At 36.0% G+C, this 19,066-nt stretch carries 20 protein-coding genes; 8 read left to right on the top strand and 12 right to left on the bottom strand.

Annotated features, from left to right (window positions below; genetic code table 11):
- Positions 1-123: 123 nt before the first annotated feature.
- The 4 genes from AAHH40_RS02335 to AAHH40_RS02325 all read right to left on the bottom strand — a co-directional run bounded on the left by AAHH40_RS02335 (position 124) and on the right by AAHH40_RS02325 (position 4,197).
- Positions 124-1,671: an ATP-binding protein gene (locus tag AAHH40_RS02335; protein WP_342220520.1), complete on the bottom strand. Its 1,548-nt coding sequence runs from the start codon at positions 1,669-1,671 to the stop codon at positions 124-126.
- Between the two features lie 25 nt (positions 1,672-1,696).
- On the bottom strand, positions 1,697-2,998 hold the full coding sequence (locus AAHH40_RS02330) for an FAD-dependent oxidoreductase (RefSeq protein WP_342220519.1): 1,302 nt from the start codon (positions 2,996-2,998) through the stop codon (positions 1,697-1,699).
- Positions 2,999-3,394: 396 nt separating this feature from the next.
- Positions 3,395-3,637: a PAS domain S-box protein gene (locus AAHH40_RS07660; protein ID WP_425287968.1), complete on the bottom strand. Its 243-nt coding sequence runs from the start codon at positions 3,635-3,637 to the stop codon at positions 3,395-3,397.
- Positions 3,526-4,197 carry a helix-turn-helix transcriptional regulator gene (locus tag AAHH40_RS02325; protein WP_342220518.1) on the bottom strand — a complete coding sequence of 224 codons (672 nt, stop codon included), beginning with the start codon at positions 4,195-4,197 and terminating at the stop codon, positions 3,526-3,528. The genes AAHH40_RS07660 and AAHH40_RS02325 overlap by 112 nt, the downstream gene beginning before the upstream one ends.
- A 211-nt stretch (positions 4,198-4,408) precedes the next feature.
- Between AAHH40_RS02325 and AAHH40_RS02320 the strand changes: the two genes are divergently transcribed.
- Together AAHH40_RS02320 and AAHH40_RS02315 are read left to right on the top strand one after the other, a co-directional pair.
- Complete coding sequence (locus AAHH40_RS02320; protein ID WP_342220517.1) at positions 4,409-5,392, top strand: hypothetical protein; 984 nt, start codon at positions 4,409-4,411, stop codon at positions 5,390-5,392.
- A gap of 110 nt (positions 5,393-5,502) precedes the next feature.
- Positions 5,503-5,739 (top strand): hypothetical protein, encoded by a 237-nt coding sequence (locus AAHH40_RS02315; RefSeq protein WP_342220516.1) that lies wholly within the window; start codon positions 5,503-5,505, stop codon positions 5,737-5,739.
- Positions 5,740-5,898: 159 nt separating this feature from the next.
- On the opposite strand, the gene AAHH40_RS02310 is transcribed toward AAHH40_RS02315, so the two are convergent.
- Genes AAHH40_RS02310 through AAHH40_RS02300 form a run of 3 tightly spaced genes read right to left on the bottom strand, consistent with a single transcriptional unit; the run spans position 5,899 to position 8,806 of the window.
- The gene (locus AAHH40_RS02310; RefSeq protein WP_342220515.1) at positions 5,899-6,339 is read right to left on the bottom strand and encodes a cytochrome c-type biogenesis protein; all 441 of its coding nucleotides are present in this window, start codon (positions 6,337-6,339) and stop codon (positions 5,899-5,901) included.
- An 8-nt stretch (positions 6,340-6,347) separates the two neighbouring features.
- Positions 6,348-6,887: a DsbE family thiol:disulfide interchange protein gene (locus AAHH40_RS02305; protein WP_342220514.1), complete on the bottom strand. Its 540-nt coding sequence runs from the start codon at positions 6,885-6,887 to the stop codon at positions 6,348-6,350.
- A 5-nt stretch (positions 6,888-6,892) separates the two neighbouring features.
- On the bottom strand, positions 6,893-8,806 hold the full coding sequence (locus tag AAHH40_RS02300; protein WP_342220513.1) for a heme lyase CcmF/NrfE family subunit: 1,914 nt from the start codon (positions 8,804-8,806) through the stop codon (positions 6,893-6,895).
- Between the two features lie 171 nt (positions 8,807-8,977).
- Here AAHH40_RS02300 and udk point away from each other — a divergent pair, with 171 nt between their 5' ends.
- The 4 genes from udk (at position 8,978) to lolD (ending at position 12,492) form a co-directional block, all read left to right on the top strand.
- A complete protein-coding gene (udk, locus tag AAHH40_RS02295) occupies positions 8,978-9,643 on the top strand; it encodes a uridine kinase (RefSeq protein WP_342220512.1) in 666 nt (221 codons plus the stop codon).
- A complete protein-coding gene (locus AAHH40_RS02290; RefSeq protein ID WP_342220511.1) occupies positions 9,627-10,436 on the top strand; it encodes an enoyl-ACP reductase in 810 nt (269 codons plus the stop codon). The genes udk and AAHH40_RS02290 overlap by 17 nt, the downstream gene beginning before the upstream one ends.
- 111 nt (positions 10,437-10,547) lie before the next feature.
- Positions 10,548-11,801: a lipoprotein-releasing ABC transporter permease subunit gene (locus AAHH40_RS02285; protein WP_342220510.1), complete on the top strand. Its 1,254-nt coding sequence runs from the start codon at positions 10,548-10,550 to the stop codon at positions 11,799-11,801.
- Positions 11,794-12,492 (top strand): lipoprotein-releasing ABC transporter ATP-binding protein LolD, encoded by a 699-nt coding sequence (gene lolD, locus AAHH40_RS02280; RefSeq protein WP_342220509.1) that lies wholly within the window; start codon positions 11,794-11,796, stop codon positions 12,490-12,492. Before AAHH40_RS02285 ends, lolD begins: the two co-directional genes overlap by 8 nt.
- 31 nt (positions 12,493-12,523) lie before the next feature.
- Here lolD and AAHH40_RS02275 read toward each other — a convergent pair whose 3' ends face one another.
- The gene (locus AAHH40_RS02275) at positions 12,524-13,024 is read right to left on the bottom strand and encodes a response regulator (RefSeq protein WP_342220508.1); all 501 of its coding nucleotides are present in this window, start codon (positions 13,022-13,024) and stop codon (positions 12,524-12,526) included.
- Between the two features lie 842 nt (positions 13,025-13,866).
- On the opposite strand from AAHH40_RS02275, the gene AAHH40_RS02270 reads away from it, so the two are divergent.
- Positions 13,867-14,595: a hypothetical protein gene (locus AAHH40_RS02270; RefSeq protein WP_342220507.1), complete on the top strand. Its 729-nt coding sequence runs from the start codon at positions 13,867-13,869 to the stop codon at positions 14,593-14,595.
- On the opposite strand, the gene ftsB is transcribed toward AAHH40_RS02270, so the two are convergent.
- Genes ftsB through kdsA form a run of 3 tightly spaced genes read right to left on the bottom strand, consistent with a single transcriptional unit; the run spans position 14,592 to position 17,048 of the window.
- Positions 14,592-14,894 (bottom strand): cell division protein FtsB, encoded by a 303-nt coding sequence (gene ftsB, locus AAHH40_RS02265; protein ID WP_342220506.1) that lies wholly within the window; start codon positions 14,892-14,894, stop codon positions 14,592-14,594. The two genes, AAHH40_RS02270 and ftsB, sit on opposite strands and share 4 nt — an antisense overlap.
- Before the next feature lie 4 nt (positions 14,895-14,898).
- Positions 14,899-16,206 (bottom strand): phosphopyruvate hydratase, encoded by a 1,308-nt coding sequence (gene eno, locus AAHH40_RS02260; protein WP_342220505.1) that lies wholly within the window; start codon positions 16,204-16,206, stop codon positions 14,899-14,901.
- Positions 16,207-16,214: 8 nt separating this feature from the next.
- Positions 16,215-17,048 carry a 3-deoxy-8-phosphooctulonate synthase gene (gene kdsA, locus AAHH40_RS02255; protein WP_342220504.1) on the bottom strand — a complete coding sequence of 278 codons (834 nt, stop codon included), beginning with the start codon at positions 17,046-17,048 and terminating at the stop codon, positions 16,215-16,217.
- Between the two features lie 197 nt (positions 17,049-17,245).
- Here kdsA and AAHH40_RS02250 point away from each other — a divergent pair, with 197 nt between their 5' ends.
- Positions 17,246-18,286 (top strand): hypothetical protein, encoded by a 1,041-nt coding sequence (locus AAHH40_RS02250; protein ID WP_342220503.1) that lies wholly within the window; start codon positions 17,246-17,248, stop codon positions 18,284-18,286.
- Here AAHH40_RS02250 and AAHH40_RS02245 read toward each other — a convergent pair.
- Positions 18,273-19,013, bottom strand: a complete 741-nt coding sequence (locus AAHH40_RS02245; protein WP_342220502.1) for a heme ABC transporter permease — start codon at positions 19,011-19,013, stop codon at positions 18,273-18,275. The two genes, AAHH40_RS02250 and AAHH40_RS02245, sit on opposite strands and share 14 nt — an antisense overlap.
- Positions 19,014-19,066: the final 53 nt, after the last annotated feature.

Raw genomic sequence — 19,066 nt, 5'->3', positions numbered from 1 at the left:
ATAATTATGTTTGTAATTTATTAAGGAAGTATAACAAAAAAATAAATTTTTTAATTAATTTTTTAAAAAATATGTTTTTTAAAGCTTATAAAATAAGTCGATGAAAAAATACGACGATTTAATTTATTGTAAAAATTTTTGGATAATTTTGATATCCTTTTCAGTAAAAGGCTTAAGTAGAACCTGATCAAAACCTGCTGCTTTACAATGGTGCTCAACTTTATCCTCGGCATGGGCAGTCAAGGCAAAAATTGGTAACCGAGACTTATTGTTTAACTGCTCCCATTCGCGATATTGTTTTGTGACTTCTATCCCATCTGATCCCGGCAAACCTATATCTAATATTCCCCAATTAAACGCTTGCGTTTTTAAAGCCTGTAATGCTTCTTTGCCCGTTGATGCCGTTATAACTTGGCAACCTAAGCTTGTTAACATTTTTTTAACGACATATAAAACTAAAGTATTATCTTCAGCAACCAGAACTGCGCCCTTTAATTTGTCCGCAATACCTTGAAACTCAAACGTCGGTTCTGAAGTTGTAGGAGATTTAGCATTGGAATCTAGTTCAGCTAAACTAAAGTTAAACTCTAGACTAAAACAACTACCCTTTCCTTCTTCACTAGAAACGTTTATTTTACCACCTAATAATTCGGTAGCTTTTTTGACTAAGTATAAACCAAGACCATAACCAGTATATTCAGCAAGATACGAGGGATGAACACGATAAAAACGATCAAATACTTTTTCAAGTTTATCTTTACTAATACCAATACCGGTATCCATCACCGATATTTTTATTGCGGCTTTATCTTCTGTTAGGGTTAATAAATTGATTGTTAAACTTATAGCTCCTTGTTTTGTAAACTTTAAGGCATTTGATAAAAGATTAAGTATAATTCTTTTAAGTTTAATGCGGTCGCTAATAACCAGGGGCAAATGATTATCGAGTTTTATAAGAAAATCCAACCTCTTAGCTACTATAGCGGGCTGCATCAGCGCTTGTAGTTCCTCTACGAATTGCAGTAAATTAATATTTTCTTTTTTTATGTTTTCAATTTGATGCTCAGCAGTAGTTACCTCTATCACAGAATTAAGTAATTCTAAAAGCTGATTTCCAGCATTATGTATCCATTCACCATATTTTTGTTCCTGAGCACTGGTTGCTTCATTGATTTGTAAACTTGAAAGACCAATTATTCCTGCCAAAGGCGTACGGAGATCATGGCTCATATTCATGATAAATTCAGTTTTAGCTTGATTGGCAGCTTCAGCTTTTTCTTTAGCCCGCTTCAATGGCGTAATATCATTATAAACACCCAAAACTCCAATTATCTCCATGTCTTTACTAAAAAGAGGGACTTTACTTGTTAAGATAGTTAGCTTCCTACCATCAGGAAAATTTTGTTCTTCTTCAATATTCAATTTTGGAACACCCGACACAATAACTTCTTTATCATCTTTTCGATAATGTTCACTCAAATCTCTCGTTGCGAGATCATCATCTGTTTTACCTAAAATTTCTTCTATAGAATTAAAACCAAGCGCTAAAGCAAAATTGATATTGCATCCTAAATAAACACCGTTTCTATCTTTCCAAAAGACAGAAACGGGTAAAAGATCCACCAACTGCAAAATTAAATTATTATTTAACCAATTTTTTTCACTTTTCATAAAAATACCTTTTAAGCGATGTTTATTATTTTTTGCAAATAGAATTTTGTGCTATTTCAGATAAGGATAAAACTTCATTTGAAGCCTTATTTCTAAAAAAAGAAACCCTCGAAATAGAAGTTTGCTGGAAGGATGATTTTTTAGCACGATCAAATATTCCATCTTTAATATAAGAATAATTTTCTTCCGCGAGAATATTTTCTGAATTTATAAAAGAAAGCACTTCTCGAGATACTTGAAAAACGTTAGATATTTTTCCTGGAATAAAATAAATAACCCCTCCTGCTTTGAAGGTAATCGCGCCACGAAAATCTTCTGGCGTTTGAACTTTAGCTAAAACTACACCCATATAGGTGAGATAAGTAAATTCTTTCTCAAAATCTGGATAAAATCTCTTTATTTCATTTTCACATTTATTTTTTAATGAGCCCTCCATAGAAGCAGCCATTTGTGAAAATATATTTTCTGCATCTTTTAAAGTATGACATTTTTCAGAAAGCGTGATAGATGCATGTGTCAACATGTATTTTGAGACGGAACTATTTTTATCAATACGATCATCATAGGGCATTAATGAGGGAAATTTTCCATCCATTACGATAAAAGAAAACGGTTTAACTGATGGCATATTTTGTGTATAAACTAAAGCAAAGCAAGCTTGATAAAAAATATTTAATCCCAAAGGCTCTTTCGGTAGTAATGCTTGAAATCCTGTGGCATTGATAACGTAATCGAATGTAAGCTTTTCTCCATCGATGGTTTTGATAACCAGTTTAGTATCAACGCTTTTTATATTCACAATAGTCGCATTGCAACGTATATGTACTCCGATGTTCTTTAATTTTTTCTTAAAAAAATTGCGCAATTGAGTACCCATAACAAGGCTAGGTTCCTTAATGTCTGCAACATAATGCAGATTAGGATATTTACTAATTGGCAATTCCTTTGCATCTCCAAATTCGCGACAAACTGCTGCAAATTCATCTTTGCCAACCTTTGATGGATTGCCTTCAGCATCAGTAATACCTAATCCATAGATTGAGTGACTATGCTCGTTTATTAACTCGGGATAAGCTGCATAAAATTCTTTATACCCTTCATGACAAAATTCTCTTGTAACTGAAGAGCGAGGATAGTGCGTACCCACATGGAGTCTATTACCAAAAGTCCCAGAAACTCCATCAACTATCTCAGAATTTTTTTCAAAAATTGTAACGCAAAATTCTGGTTTTTCTGTTTTTATTGATTTAGCAACTTCACATCCGTACCATCCGCCGCCGATGATAGCAACTTCTAATTTAGTGAGAGGGTAATTTTCTATTTTCATGGGTATCTCTCTTTCTATAAAGAACATAGAATTAGAAAAGATAGCTTAGCAAGCTTAGAATATTTGTCTATTAAGATAATATTTTTTATGGACAAATCTTTATTAAAATTAACATTTTTATACATTTTTTTTCCTATGTTCTTATTATTTTTAAATATTTCAAAAAAGTCATGTTATCGATTGCGCTACTCATATACTCCTTAATTTGATTTCTTACAATAACATATTTAATGGCACTTTCTTGGCTAACCTCCGATACTAACTAAACGCTAATATAAATTTAAGTACGCGCCCATAAACTTGATTTTTTTTCTATAATATTGTTGTCCTAATTATGGTTCCTTCGTAAAAAAATTACGCTTTGATCTATATACGGTTTACATGTTTTATCCAAGTTTAAATTTCCTTACAATTTTTTCTATCAGTAATATCTATTGAAATTCCAACAATACTGGTCACTTTATTGTTGCGATCTAAAACAGGCATACGACTTGTTAAAAAATTGATCCGGTTACCATCCCGATTTGTTATAGCGGGCTCTTCAATATTAAGTTTTGCTTGCCCTGAATGTAAAACCTCCAAACTATCTCTCTTAAAAGAATAAACCGCCTCTTGGCTCCAGTTACAAATTTCTCCCATTTCTGCAAAGAATAACCTTTAAATTCATCAACTGATTTAAAACCAAACATATTGAGTACATTGTCATTGCATTCTGGCCCAAAACCTTGTTCATCTAACCAGTAAACATTCCCTGGGATTCTAGGTATAATGTTTTCAGCAAAAATTTGATTGGTTTGAATCCCAGATAAGCTCGAATATATAGTATCTATACAATCATTAATCTTATATTGGAGACTGGAATAAGTAGCAGCGGCTGTAATATTTGCAACTTCTAGTTTTTTAATTATATTCGCTCGATGATATTTAATCGTACGTTGAGATAAACATAATAGGCTGGCCATCTCTTTAATTTCTTTTCCTTGACTTGCTAAAAAAAGACATTTCTTTTCTTGTGGAGTTAAGCGTCGATCCAGTGTAGGTAGATTTCTTTCATAGAGTATAGCCTCCATTTGTTCGATACGTTTATTTGTTGGTAAGCTATCTAAATATTCTAGAAAAGTTTGCGCTAAATCTCTTTTAAAATGCTTTTCTTGTTCATGCAATTTATTTAGAACAGAAACAGTTTTTATATTATTCATGATAATTGAATATTAATCATTCAAAAAAATATTATATACTGAAAAATAAAAAATATAATATAAATTAATTTTATTGTATTGTTATAAAAATTTTTAGTTGACCGTTTATTTAAATTTCCTTAGACTATTTATCAGACAGTATGATATCTTTTTAGATATTCATCAAGTTAAAATCTTTTGCGGTTCATTATAAAAAAAAGGAAGAATAGCAATGTATGCAAATAAACAACGAGCCAATCAAGACTCCGCTTGGAAAGATATTTTAGATGCTTACTTTAAAGAGTTTATGGAGTTTTTCTATCCTGAAATCGCACAGAAAATCAATTGGATATTACCCTATGAAACTTTAGATAATGAACTACAGTCTATTACAACGGACGCAATGTTAGGTAAAACTTTTGTTGATAAGTTAGTTAAGGTTAAATCTTTAGATGGAAGAGAAGAAGTTGTCTTAATTCATATTGAAGTGCAAGCTCAAAAAGAAAAAGAATTTTCTAAACGACTATTTCAATATTACTGTAAACTTTTTACCAAGTATGATCAATCCATCTTAACTTTAGCTGTTTTGACGGATAGTAACCAAAGTTGGCGTCCTTATAATTATCAGAGGGATGTTTTTGGGTTTTCGGTACTAACTTTCAATTTCAAAACCCATAAGCTACTTGACTATCGTGACAAGAAACGAGAGTTAGAGATTTCAAGTAACCCTTTTGCAATAGTTGTTTTAGTTCACCTTATTTTCTTAGAGACTAAAAAAGACCCTAAAGCTCGATTTCTTATGAAGCTGCACTTGACTCGATTATTATATGATAGGGGTTGCGGCCGAGATTATGTAATAAATTTGCTCAAGGTGATAGACTGGGCGTTAGTGATACCCAAGGATTTAGAGTTAGAATTTAAAGAGAAACTTCATGCATTTGAAGAGGAGAAAAATATGAGTTATGTGACAAGTTTTGAACGTTTAAGCCGAGAAGAGGGTCTACAGCAAGGTCTACAGCAAGGTCTACAGCAAGGTCTACAGCAAGGTCTACAGCAAGGCCGTCAAGAAGGCGTTGTGCTAGGTCTAGAGCAAGGCCGTAAAAAAGAACGGTATGAAGTGGCGAAAACCCTTTTAGCCGGAGGTTATTCTTTAGATACAGTAAAACAAGTAGCCAAATTACTTGATTTGGATTTAACTGAATTAGAGAAAGCTTAACTTACCTCCAAGGAAAGTTGGGTGTTAATCATTAAAAAAAGAACATTCGGCTAATACCACTAAGAATTCTAGGCTACTCAATCCTAGCTGAAACCTTACCCGAGGACATTATGAACCAAATACAAAAATTAAAAGATGAAGCTTACCAAGATGCTTACCAAAAAGCCTACAAAGAAGCTTACCAAGAAGGGTTTGCGAAAGGTCAACATATTGCAGCTTTAGAGGTTGCCACAAATCTGTTTTCTATGAGAACTGATCCTTGTTTTATTAAACATACTATACGTTTTCTTATACGAGAAGTGACGGGACTTTCTAATCAAGAGATACTTGAACTTGAAAATTCCTAGCAGCTGACCTTTTTATTAAAGTTCTATGCTTACTATTGTCATCTTCTCTTATCCCTTATAGGTGCCTAATTAAATTTTTAAAATATGATTTTTTTCTAAAAAAATTATGCAAAAATAAAAAATAAAAGTTAAGCTGTCTAAAAGGACAGTAAAATTAAATTAATTACTAGAAGGCGGAATGCCAATTTTGTTTATTTTAAATAATAGTATGCACAGAATAACTAATAATAAAATAAATGGGCTTAGCCATAGGCAGTAGGTTAAAGATGAAAAATTGGGCTTAAATGAAATAAAATCACCGTAACGACTCACTAAGTAATTTCTTATCTGGCCTGTCGATTCTCCATGTTTGATACGCCGATATATCACTAAGCGTAAATCTTTGGCGAGTAGCGCATTCGAATCGGCTAAATTTTGATTTTGACAAACCAGACAGCGCATTTCATGAATGATTGTTTCAAATTGATTTTTTTTCGGCGTGGAATTAAAGACATACATTTCACTTGACTCAGAAAACGCTAACGAGGAAAACAACATGACCAAGCAAAAAATCCAGCTTAAACCAAACCGCGCTAAAAGTTTTCTACTATGTAATAGCATGCTTAATCCTAATAAGTATGATCGGGATTTCTATTGGATACCTTGATTAATCTCGCCATTTGTTGAGTCCAAACGCTTGCAGTGAGTGGACCGACGTGCTTATAACGTATGAAGCCCTGCGGATCGATTAAATAACTTTCCGGCACGCCATAAACACCGAGATCGATAGCCAACATACCGTCTGGATCAAAGATAATTTTTTGGAAGGGATTGCCTTGCTGTCTGAGCCATCGTCGTGCGCGCTGCAAATCATCACGGTAATTTAAGCCATAAATTGCAATGCCATGATTTTCTCGTAAATGTAATAAAAAAGACTGTTCTTCGGTACAGGTTAAACACCAGCTTGACCATACTACCAGCAGCGTCCAACGCTTTAAAAAAATTTTTTTTCTTAAAATTGTCGATTTTTTTAGCAAATCATTCGCTGAAAATTTTGGAATAGGTTGATTGATTAATGGTGATGGCAGTAGATTAGGATCCTTTGCTAACCCTTGCCATAAAAAAAAGACCATGATCAACAAAACAATAAGCGGAAGAATATAACGCATCGATATCAAGGTTTAAATTTTTTATAGCGTCTGGAAACTATGGCCCATACACCGCCGAGCATCATGCAGAGTCCACCCATCCAAATCCAACGCACAAAAGGCTTGTAATAAAAACGCAAGGCCCAGGTCTGTTTGCCAACCGGCTCAGCTAACGACACATATAAATCCCGCCAAAGTCCAACGGCTATCGCAGGTTTGCTGATCATGACATCGGTTATGGGATAATATCGTAATTGTGGACGTAGAAATTGATTGTGTTGATGGTTCACTTGAATATTGGCTACCGCACCCGTGTAGTTGGGTCCTTGTAGGGCATACACTTGTTGCAATTTAAAAGAATAGCCCGCTAAGGATACATTATCTCCGATACTCATTCGCACATTACGCTCAAGACTATAATAGCTGCTTAAAATTATGCCCATGCCTAGAATAGCGACGCCTAAATGTGCGATTAACATCGCGCCTTGTGTTTTAAGAATATTTTTTAAACTTAATTTTTTTTTGAACGATGTGACCAACAACTGCAAAGTATTTAATAGGATCCATAACGTCAAACCTAAACCTATTAGCACTTGCCATTGCATGTCTTTACTAAACAGAATAATTAAAATAAAGCTGAGACTGAACGAACTTAACAGAATACTGACTATTTTTTTTAAAACGTCGGCGCGTACGTTCTGTTTCCAGGGAATTAAATAGGATAGACCCATGAAAAATAATAATAAAATAGCAAATGGCGCAAACACAATATTAAAATAGGGTGCGCCTACGGATAGTTTACCCAAACCTAATACTTCAATGATTAAGGGATACAATGTTCCGAGTAATACGGTAAATATCACTACACTTAATAAAATATTATTCACAATTAACAGTGCGGTGCGCGAGAGTAAGCTAATCTGAGCGATGGGTTGTTTAACAGTGTGGATCTTGAAGGCATAAATGCACAATGCCGTTCCTATCAATACCACTAATAAACCTAACATGAAAACACCGCGCCAAGGATCAACGGCAAAGGCATGCACTGAAATTAAAATACCGGAACGTACTATAAAAGTGCCGATTAAACTTAACGCAAATGTTAATATGGCGAGTAATATCACCCAGGTTTTGAACAGTTCTTCTTTCTCTACCACCAATAAGGAATGAATTAATGCGGTGCCGGCTAACCAAGGTAATAGCGAGGCGTTTTCTACGGGATCCCAAAACCACCACCCTCCCCAACCCAATACGCGATATGCCCACCAACTGCCGGATACAATTCCCCAGGTCAAAAAACACCAGGCGGCTAATGTCCAAGGTCGCATCCGGTTTGCCCATTGCTTATCGAATCGACCGCTTAATAATGCAGCGATGGCAAACGCAAAACTGACCGAAAAACCTACATACCCCATATAGAGTAAAGGTGGATGAAATATTAAGCCGGGATCTTGTAATAAAGGATTCAGATCGCGCCCATCCATCAATCTTTGTGTTGCTAAACTAAATGGATTCGAAAGTGTTAGTAAAAATAATAAAAAACCAGCGCTGATGAATCCCAATACCGCCACTATCCGCGCTAGGTTGGCACGTTCCAAGAACGGATTGAGTACGATAACGGCGACTGTCCATAGATTTAAAATAAAAACCCATAATAGTACCGAACCTTCGTGTCCACCCCATAAAGCACACATTCGATAAAACCAAGGCAAATGAGTATTAGAATTCTGCGTCACATACACAAAAGAAAAATCATTCACTAAAAAAGCATACGCTAAACTTAGTATAGCCAACGCAATCAACGTAAATTGCGACCAACTTATTGGTTTAAACCATTTAAGCCAATTCGGATGTTGGTAATGTAGCCCTACTAAAGGAATACTGCATTGCATGATGGCGAGAAAAAAAGCGCCTAATAATAGCGCGTAAGAAAATGTCACAGAAAAAGTCCTTGATATTAATTTTTCTTAGTTATATTTTTACATATAATCGTTGCTTAATATAATAAAAATATTAAATAAGCATGTATCGATTCTCAATATTCTTTATGCCATTTACCTTTTTATAAAAAACTGCTAACTTACGGGCATTTATTCCATACTAAGGTTTGTATGACTCAGCGCTGTATCATCATCGGTATCGCCGGGGCCTCTGCTTCGGGCAAGAGTTTATTGGCCAATACCATCGTAAAAGAGCTAGGCTCGGAACAAGTCGCTGTCATTTCTGAAGACTCTTATTATAAAGACAATAGTAACATCCCCTTTGAGAATCGTTTAGAAACCAATTATGACCACCCGGATGCGTTTGATCATGATCTGCTCATCAGTCATCTTAAACAATTGCAGGCTGGTAAATCCGTAGAAATTCCGATTTATAATCACACGTTACATATTCGTGAACAACAAACCCGACGGCTGGGTCCACATACGATCATTGTCTTAGAAGGTATTTTGCTGTTTGCGGAAATTAGCTTAAGGGAATTGATGGATATCCGTATCTATATGGATACTCCATTAGACGTTTGTTTAACTCGTCGCATCAAACGCGATGTCATAGAACGTGGTAGAGAAATTGAAGCCGTGTTAACGCAATACCAACAAACTGTTCGCCCGATGTATTCCCAATTCATAGAGCCTTCGAAACATTATGCTGATATTATTGTCCCACGTGGCGGCGAAAACCGTATTGCTATCGAACTCATCAAAGCAAAAATTCGAGAATTATTAAATAATTTTAGTAACAGAAGCAAAGAGGAAAATCATGGGTCTGCTAGATAATAAACGTGCATTAATTGTTGGTTTAGCCAGCGATCGATCGATTGCTTACGGAATTGCTGAGGCCATGCATCGTGAAGGAGCAAAGCTAGCCTTTGCCTATCAAGGTGAAAAATTAAAAGAGCGTGTCACTAAAATGGCTAATCGGGATTTCAATTCGGACATCGTCATTCCTTGCGATGTCAGTCGCGATGAAGATATTACTGAGCTGTTTAAACAACTCAATGTCACTTGGGATGGATTAGATATATTGGTTCATTCAGTTGCTTTTGCGCCTGCCGACCAATTACAAGGTGACTATCTCGACAATGTGAATCGGGAAGGCTTTAGAATTGCACATGACATCAGTAGTTACAGTTTAGCGGCGTTAGCGAAAGCAGCCCTTCCGATGATGAAAGATCAAACCAACGGCGGAGCAATTCTGACTCTCACTTATCTTGGTTCAGAAAAGGCTTTGCAAAACTATAATATCATGGGCCTGGCTAAGGCGAGTTTAGAAGCCAATGTTCGTTATCTAGCGAATAGCCTAGGTCCAAAACATATCCGCGTTAATGCGATCTCCGCAGGCCCCATTCGCACACTCGCTGCATCAGGCATTTCTGGTTTTCGCAAGATTCTGGCTTACAATGCCGCCGTTACACCGTTACGCCAAAATACAACCACAGAACAAGTCGGAAATACCGCGGCTTTCCTCTGTTCTGATATGGCTTCCGGTATTACCGGTGAAATAGTCCATGTCGATGGTGGATTTCATGCCATCGTTGCTATGGGTGAACCTACCGAAACAAAGATATAGCGAGAAGAGTTTAATTCAACCCCTTTATGATTAAACATACCCCGCATTAAACATTCGCATTCTTTGCAGTGAGTGGTATATTACCTCCCTAACAACATTGAGGGGTTCTTAGTGTTCCGTCCTATCGCTCTATATATAGGTTTGCGTTATACCCGCGCAAAAAAACGCAATCATTTTATTTCGTTCATTTCGTTAACATCGATGATAGGTATCGCTCTCGGTGTGATGGTGTTGATTACGGTATTATCGGTGATGAATGGCTTTGATGACGCAATACGCGATCGTATCTTTAATATGGCAACTCAAGTCGCTATCACGGCGACAAATGGACATCCACTGACGCAAATTGCTCCGCTAACACAAAAAGTATCACAACAGGCTAACGTTATCGCCAGCGCCCCGTATGCGGCCGGACAAGGCATGTTAGTTGATCAAGGACAACCGCATCCGATTATGATCACCGGCGTACTGCCAGAATTAGAAAAAAATGTCTCTGAAATACCACATAAAATAGTGGAAGGTAATTTCAACTTAGCGCCTGGTCAGTATAATATTGTGCTGGGCGAAGAATTAGCCTTAGGTTTGGGAATTCAAATCGGTGATAAAGTCAATGTCATCACACCTAGTGTCAGCTTAACCCCTGTCGGTATTATTCCTCGCTTTAAAACTTTTACTGTCAGTGGAATTTTTCGTGTTGGACGAAGTTTCGGATTTGAAAGTAGCATGGCATACATCGCTCTTAAAGATGCACAAACGCTGTTTCAATTAGGTCAAGGCGTAAGTGGTTTACGTTTAAAGTTGAATGATTTATATGCCGCACCCAGTGTTTCGAGTGCGCTTAATAAAGCATTACCTCCCACTTATACTGTAACCGATTGGACCAGTACCTTTGGTAGTTTGATGTATGCTATTTCTCTAGAAAAAAGAATGATGTTTTTTATTTTATTATTATTAATTGCGATCTCGGCATTTAATTTAGTTTCATCGTTAATGATGGTGGTGACCGATAAACAATCGGATATTGCAATTTTGCGTACTTTGGGTGCGACTCCAGGTACGATTTTAAGTATTTTTATGGTTCAAGGTTGCGTGATTGGTTTTAGCGGGACTTTATTGGGCTTAATCGGTGGCATTGCATTGGCCTCTCAAGTTAGCAACATCTTAAGCTTTATCGAACATGCCTTTCATGTGCAAATTTTTGCTTCTAATGTTTACTTTTTCGTAGATAAATTACCTTCCAAGATTGAGACAACTGACGTTATCCATATCTGTTTAGCTGCTTTGGGTATGAGTTTATTAGCCACCATCTATCCGGCATTAAAAGCCGCACGCACACTTCCTGCGGAGGCTTTACGTTATGAATAGATCATCTAAACAGGATGCCGCTGTGCTGAGTTGTACTCGTTTGAGTAAAACCTTTCACGATGGCTCACTGTATGTAGAAGTACTCAAACCTATCAATTTTTCTGTGCAAGCTCGCGAACGTATTGCTATCGTTGGTCCTTCAGGTGCAGGAAAAAGTACCTTACTGCATTTATTAGGTGGATTGGATCGTCCTAGTTCAGGTGAAGTTTTTCTGGCCGGGCAAAATTTAGCGGAGTTGACCGAAAATCATCGTAGTCATCTACGTAATCGTTATCTCGGTTTTATTTATCAATTTCACCATCTATTACCCGAATTTAGCGTGTTAGAAAATACATGTATTCCATTATTATTGTCGGGTGTTAAGCCTGCATTGGCCGAGAAAAAAGCACTTACTTTATTAAAAAAAGTCGGTCTGTTACATCGGCAACATCATAAGCTGGGTGAGTTATCAGGTGGAGAACGTCAACGCACTGCCATCGTCAGAGCATTGGTCAACAATCCACTTTGTATATTAGCGGATGAACCCACTGGTAATCTGGATAGTCACACCGCAGAGCAAGTTTATCAAACTTTACTCGAACTCAACGAAGAATTTAATACCAGCTTAGTTATTGTCACGCATGATCAGGGTCTCGCAAGTCGATTAGATCGAATTTTACATATAGAAGATGGCCAGTTAATTGCTGCTTGAAAAAAACAATTTCTTGCTAGTCTTTTTATTCTTAAAATTTTATAACTCCACAGTTTTGTAAAATTTTTTTGAAATCCTTTTCTTGCATGGGCTTTACATATACTTCATCAACATCTAAAGCTAGATAATTTTTTTTACAAGATTCGTCAAGCCAACTACTTGCTAAGATGATGGGTACTTTTTGATTAACATTACCTTCGTCACTACGAATTAAGTTAATAAATACGTCAATACTACAATCCGGCAAGTGGACATCTAACAAAATAGCTTGGTAAGCTAAGGTCAATTTCTCTAGCGCACTGCGTGCAGAATTAACACAGTCTACCCTGCAACCAAATTTTTGAAGTTGATTGACATTGATTTTTTGACAAATCTTGTCATCGTCTATCGATAAAATTCTAGCCAAAGAATCAGTTCCGTGCTTGATGGATAAGCTTAATTCTTCTAAAGGTTTTTTTAATACTGGATGAAAACTATTTCCAAAATCTTTAATTCTTTCAACTAGGTTATTTCGTAATTTTAAAATTGACATTATTCTTCTCCATAAATTAGCAATCGTTTATTTCCCGTCAGATGCGTCACACTCTTCGCTCGGGGTGGGTGATCGACTCGTCATTGCAAACGAGTAGCGCCCCAATCCAGGAATTTAAATTGGACTCTATGTATTAATCCTTTTTAGCCTTTAACAATTTTAAGTAAGATCAGCATAGAAAAATCACTATAGTCTGATCTGCATACCCTATTTTAAATAAAAACATCTCTTACTATCCACTCTATCGAGGATATTCGTTATAATGGATATACTTAACGAGATGTTTCCTTTATTAAGGCTTAGGTTGTGTCTATAAAATAATGATAGATATCCTCTTCGCACTTGAATTTTTGGCTGTGTTGTCGCTCAACTCGCAATCCTCGTGTATCTTAATACACTCCGGTTGTTTCGTTTTCGCGTCGCCTTGCCAAAAAACCCAATTGCTGTGAGTATAGTGTCAAATGTCATGAAAACTCAGCTTAAATTTAAGCAAATAAACATCAACTATTAATTGGCTCATCATTTTAACCCAAGGATTTTTTTATAGACATCATTAAAAATTTTTCCACACTATTTTGGTTAAGCACGTCTGGAAAAAATTATTTATGCTAAGCAAATATACTAAAACAGTTAATTTGCAGAATAAATAATATCAAGCCAGTCAGCTAAGCCATTTTTAGTTACTTTTTTAACTCTATTTTTTAAATTATTAAATGCAGCCAAGAATTTACATAGACAAAGTACCTTCAATAAAAAATGTAACGATCAAGTTATTCAGTCTCTTATCAAGACTGAATATTATCTGAATAGATATTTTATGTCAAATTTAGTAAAGGAAGATAATGAAAAAGCATCTTAAGTCCAAAAAAGAAAAAAACGCCACGCCATCCATAGATATTCAAGAACGCGCCAATCGACTAAGATTTTTGCGTAGAATGTCGCATCTTTCGATGAAAGAGTTTGCGCAACATTGTAATCTAGGCTTGACCACGGTTAATTATTGGGAGCAAGGATACAGCAGTGTCACTGAACGCGGTGCTCAAAAAGTCTGCAAAGCTATGCGTGAAGAAGGCATCGAGTGTTCAGTGATCTGGTTAATGACAGGATATGGTGAGCCGCCGAAGGTAATCGATTCAAGTAAACTTTCCAAATTAAATTACAAAAATCTTGCATCAATAACCAGACCCTCTATTAATGAAAAGCAATCCGATTACCCGATGGAAACTACTGAAATTAAAGAGGAATTAGCACTTTTTAGAAAAAATTATCCTGAGCATCTGATTTACCTGATTGATAATGAAAGTATGAAACCACTTTACGGTCCAGGTGATCTCGTCGCCGGAAAAAAATTAACGGATAAAAATATGGAATTGGCTCACGGCGCAGATTGTATCGTTGAAGTTGAAGGCAGAGAGTTGTTGATTAGGCGCGTAAAAATCGGTCATGTTGCTAATTGTTATGATCTATATGTTATTAATTCGGATGCTTCCTTAGAATTTCCGCCTTTGCGCAATATCAAAGTATTATCCTTAGCGCCGATTATTCGCATCTGGAAACCGGTTAAATTTTAATGGGCGTTTGCTGAGTTTTTCTTTTCTGGCTTTTCCACTAGCATATAAAATAACTCGTTAGGTTTTACCATATTCAGATCATGACGTGCATGTGCTTCTAATGCGACTTTACCTGATTTAAGATCCCTAATTTCAGCCACCATCGCCGTATTACGCTGGCTCAGTTGAGAGTTTTCCTTTGTTTGCTGAGCAATTTGTTTTTTAAGTTGATGTACTCGCCATACACCATCTTGAACAAACCATAGTTTATATTGCAAACTTAAAAAAAGTACTGTCAAAATAGCTATGAGAAGTTTCATCGATTTAAGCATTTAAAAAACGTGAAAAAGCATGTTTACCGGCATAAATCACCTGATCTTTCTTTGCAAGCTCTGCCTCAATCCGTAATAACCGATTATATTTAGCAGTTCGATCGGTACGACACACAGAACCCGTTTTTATCTGCCCTACACCTGTCCCGACGGCTAAATCAGCTATGCTAGTATCTTCTGTTTCACCCGAACGATGAGATATAACCGCTGCATAATGGGCTTGTTTTGCCAATGTGATCACCTCTAAGGTTTCACTGACAGTACCAATCTGATTCAATTTAATAAGAATAGCATTCGCTAATTTTTTAGCTATTCCCTGCTTGAATAAGATGGGATTCGTCACAAATAAATCATCTCCGACCAGTTGAATTTTTTTACCTAGTCGGTGTGTGAGTTGTATCCAGCCTTGTTCATCGGACTCGGCCATACCATCTTCTATGCTAATAATAGGATATTGTTGCACTAAATGCTCTAAATAAGTAATCCATTGTTCGACATCTAATTTCTTATTTTCCAAACAATATTTACCTTGTTGATAAAATTCATTACTGGCTGCATCTAATCCTAAATAGATATCCTTACCGGGCTGATATCCCGCTTGTTCGATAGCTACTAAAATACTTTCTATCGCAGTTTGATGTGTCTGAAAATTAGGTGCGAAACCTCCTTCATCACCCACATTGGTATTGAAACCTTGTTTTTTTAGATAGGATTTTAAACAATGAAAAATCTCCACACCCCAACGTAAGGCTTCACTAAAAGTAGGCGCGCCCAACGGTAAGATCATAAATTCTTGTATAGCTAATGGATTATCTGCATGGACACCACCATTAATAATATTCATCTGTGGTACTGGCATCAGATATTTTTTATCCCGCTGGCCCATAAGCTCAGCAATATGTACATACAGCGCTTGTCCCCGCGCTAAAGCAGCGGCCTTCAATAAACTTAACGAAACTCCCAAAATAGCATTAGCGCCTAGTTTTTCCTTATTATCAGTTCCATCAAGTTTTTTCATTAAATGATCTAATGCTTTTTGATCGTCAATCTCTTTTCCAATTAAATTTTTCCGGATCGGTCCTAAAATATTTTGGATCGCTAATAAAACACCTTTACCTTGATAACGATCCGGCCTATTCGTATCTCTTAATTCTAAAGCTTCTTTTGAACCTGTCGATGCACCAGAAGGGACACTGGCGTCTGCCTTTAACCCTGAATCCAAGGTGACTTCGACAGCAATAGTAGGATTAGCACGCGAATCTAAAATTTCATACGCATTAATCTCAGCAATTTTTGGCATACGTTTACCTATAGCGTTGTTTCTATTAATCTGGTTTTTTTTACGGTTATATCTAGTTCTTGTAAGGTGGCTAACAGTTCAGCTATTTTTGCTAATGGCCAAGAATTGGGGCCATCGCTTAAGGCTTGCTCTGGGTTGGGGTGCGTCTCCATAAAAAGACCAGAAATACCAACCGCCACCGCAGCACGCGCTAATACAGGTATAAATTCACGCTGTCCTCCTGATGATCCACCCTGACCGCCTGGTAATTGTACAGAATGTGTCGCATCAAATACCACTGGACACTGTGTTGCACGCATGATGGCCAAGGAACGCATATCCGAGACAAGATTATTGTATCCGAAAGTCACTCCACGCTCACAAACCATAATTTGATTATTCCCAGCTTGGCGCGCTTTCTCGACGACGTATTGCATATCCCATGGAGAAAGAAACTGACCTTTTTTAATATTAACCGGTAACCCTTGCTGAGCAACTTTTTGAATAAAATTAGTCTGTCGGCATAAAAATGCCGGTGTTTGTAAAACATCGACGACGCTCGCTACCTCATTTAAAGGAGTATCTTCATGAACATCGGTGACTATCGCAACACCCAATGCCTTTTTTACTTTGGCTAAAATAGCTAAGCCTGCTTCTAAACCCAAACCACGAAAACTGTTAGCTGAAGAGCGATTTGCTTTATCAAAGGATGATTTATAAATAAAGGGAATGTTCAGTTTATCGGTCATTTCTTTCAGGCGTCCAGCCGTTTCCATCGCCAGTTGTTCGCTCTCCACGACACAAGGCCCTGCCATAACAAATAAAGGTTTATCAATACCGACTTCAAAATTTAACAATTTCATAATAATTAAGAGCAAAATTAAAGGGTCATAGTTTACTCTTAAACTTAATCAAGTCCTACCCCCCCTTTAGTAACGCTCAGATCCTTTAAAAACGGTCGAATAGTAAAATTTAAAAAAATGAATTTTCTAAAAAAAATATTTTCAAAAAAATTAAATTTGATGTTAATATAGGAAAAATAATAATAAGGCGAAACAAGATGTTTTTTAAAATTAATAGATTTTTTTCTCATTTTAAAAAAAAGAAAATAAGTCTATGGAAAAAAATTCCAAAAGAAAAAAGACAAAAAGTTAATTCGCTTTCGTATACTACGCTTAATAATCAAGAAAGTTCTAAAAGCACTCAGATTATAGAACAACCTAATAAACGCTTAGTTCCCTATCCATCGGAAACTTCTAACTATCACATTGAAAATCTTTTTAAGATAATTTATATTAATTTAATCTACCTTAATATAATTTATCTTCATCATGAAACAAATAAAGTTGATTTTTGTTTACAAGCTATCCAAAGAAATCCAATTTTAGCGCATGCATTTCAGCTTAGCTACAACGAGTTCCGGGCAAAATTTTATAACTTACTGGTTATTAGTGCAGACCAAGGTGAAAACTTTTCTCTTGCTTTAAGCAGACAGGCTGAATTTTTTTCTATATTAACCCATCTTTGCGAATTACTTCCTCCGCCGTTCTCAGCATTAGGAGGGGTTATACGACTTGGAATAAATGAAATAAACAAAAAAAGTAAAACCCATGAATCTAAAAACGCATTAAAATATTGCATCACCGATGAAAATTTTACCAAAATAGTCAGTCTTTTATTTAGCAGTATTCTTGTAAAAAATCTAACCGATAAAGAAGATTTAGACCTTTCTGTCAAAAAGAATTTTTCAATTTTTTGGGAAATTTTAAAAGAACAAGCAGAACAATTCATAAAAAAAGATAATTTCCCTCAGAATATAGAACAAATTTGGGCTTATTGTTTTTGTCTGTTCGAATCAAAACTAAACGCTTCAAATACATTACCCTCTACGCAAATAAAATCAATTGCAAATACTCATCAATTGTGCGGGACAAAATTTTTTGATGCTAAAAAATTGCCGTCTTTACCGATGCTACCACTGTCTACTATAAATAACATAAGTAAATTTTGGGAAAATAAAACTCATCATGGGATAGATACTATTCTGGCTTTACGAGAAATACACCCAAGAATTTTACCTGGGTTAGTCACAAGTGATTAGCTTCATTTAGCTTAATATATTGCTCTAATATTTCGCAACGGATGTGTAATAACAAAACAATAAGATAAAAACTTATAAAAGCCACCATCATTGATAATAAAGGATAAAGCATAGAAGGTTCGATTAATGAAGGACTCAAGAAATGAATAGTAGAACCTTGATGTAGAGTATTCCACCAATAGACTGAATAGTGAATAATGGGAATATTTGCTAAACCCAACATAAGCAATATCGATGTTGCTTGCGCTGCCATATGACGCTCAGGAATAGCAGAACGTAAAGCAATAACACCTAGATATAAAAATAATAAGATAAGCTCCGAAGTTAAACGTGCATCCCAAACCCACCAGGCTCCCCACATCGGTTTAGCCCAGACACTTCCGGTTAATAATGCTAGGAAAGTAAACCATGAACCTAAAAAAATACTACCTGAAACGATCAATTCTGCTAATTTAATACGAAAAATTAAACCGATGACAGAAAAAAATGCCATAATAAAATAAATAAGTAACGATAAAAAAGCACTAGGCACATGAACATAGATAATGCGAAAAGCATCTCCTTGTTGATAATCTGCAGGGGCTAAATATAAGCCCCCTACCGCACCATAAATTCCAAATACGAATAAAGATAAAGCAAAGATGGGGACTAAATAGTTCGATAATATATAAAAGTGATGTACCGATATATATCGGTAGATTTTATTTCTTTTTCTTACTCTAGTCATTTTATTATTCCCTTAAAAATTCAAGTAGGAAGAGTATATACTCACAGCAATGG

The organism is Rickettsiella endosymbiont of Miltochrista miniata, assembly GCF_964031245.1.
In the GTDB taxonomy this organism is placed as follows: domain Bacteria; phylum Pseudomonadota; class Gammaproteobacteria; order Diplorickettsiales; family Diplorickettsiaceae; genus Aquirickettsiella.
The sequence above is the reverse complement of the archived record's forward strand: the minus strand, read 5'-3'. Positions and strand labels throughout refer to the sequence as shown.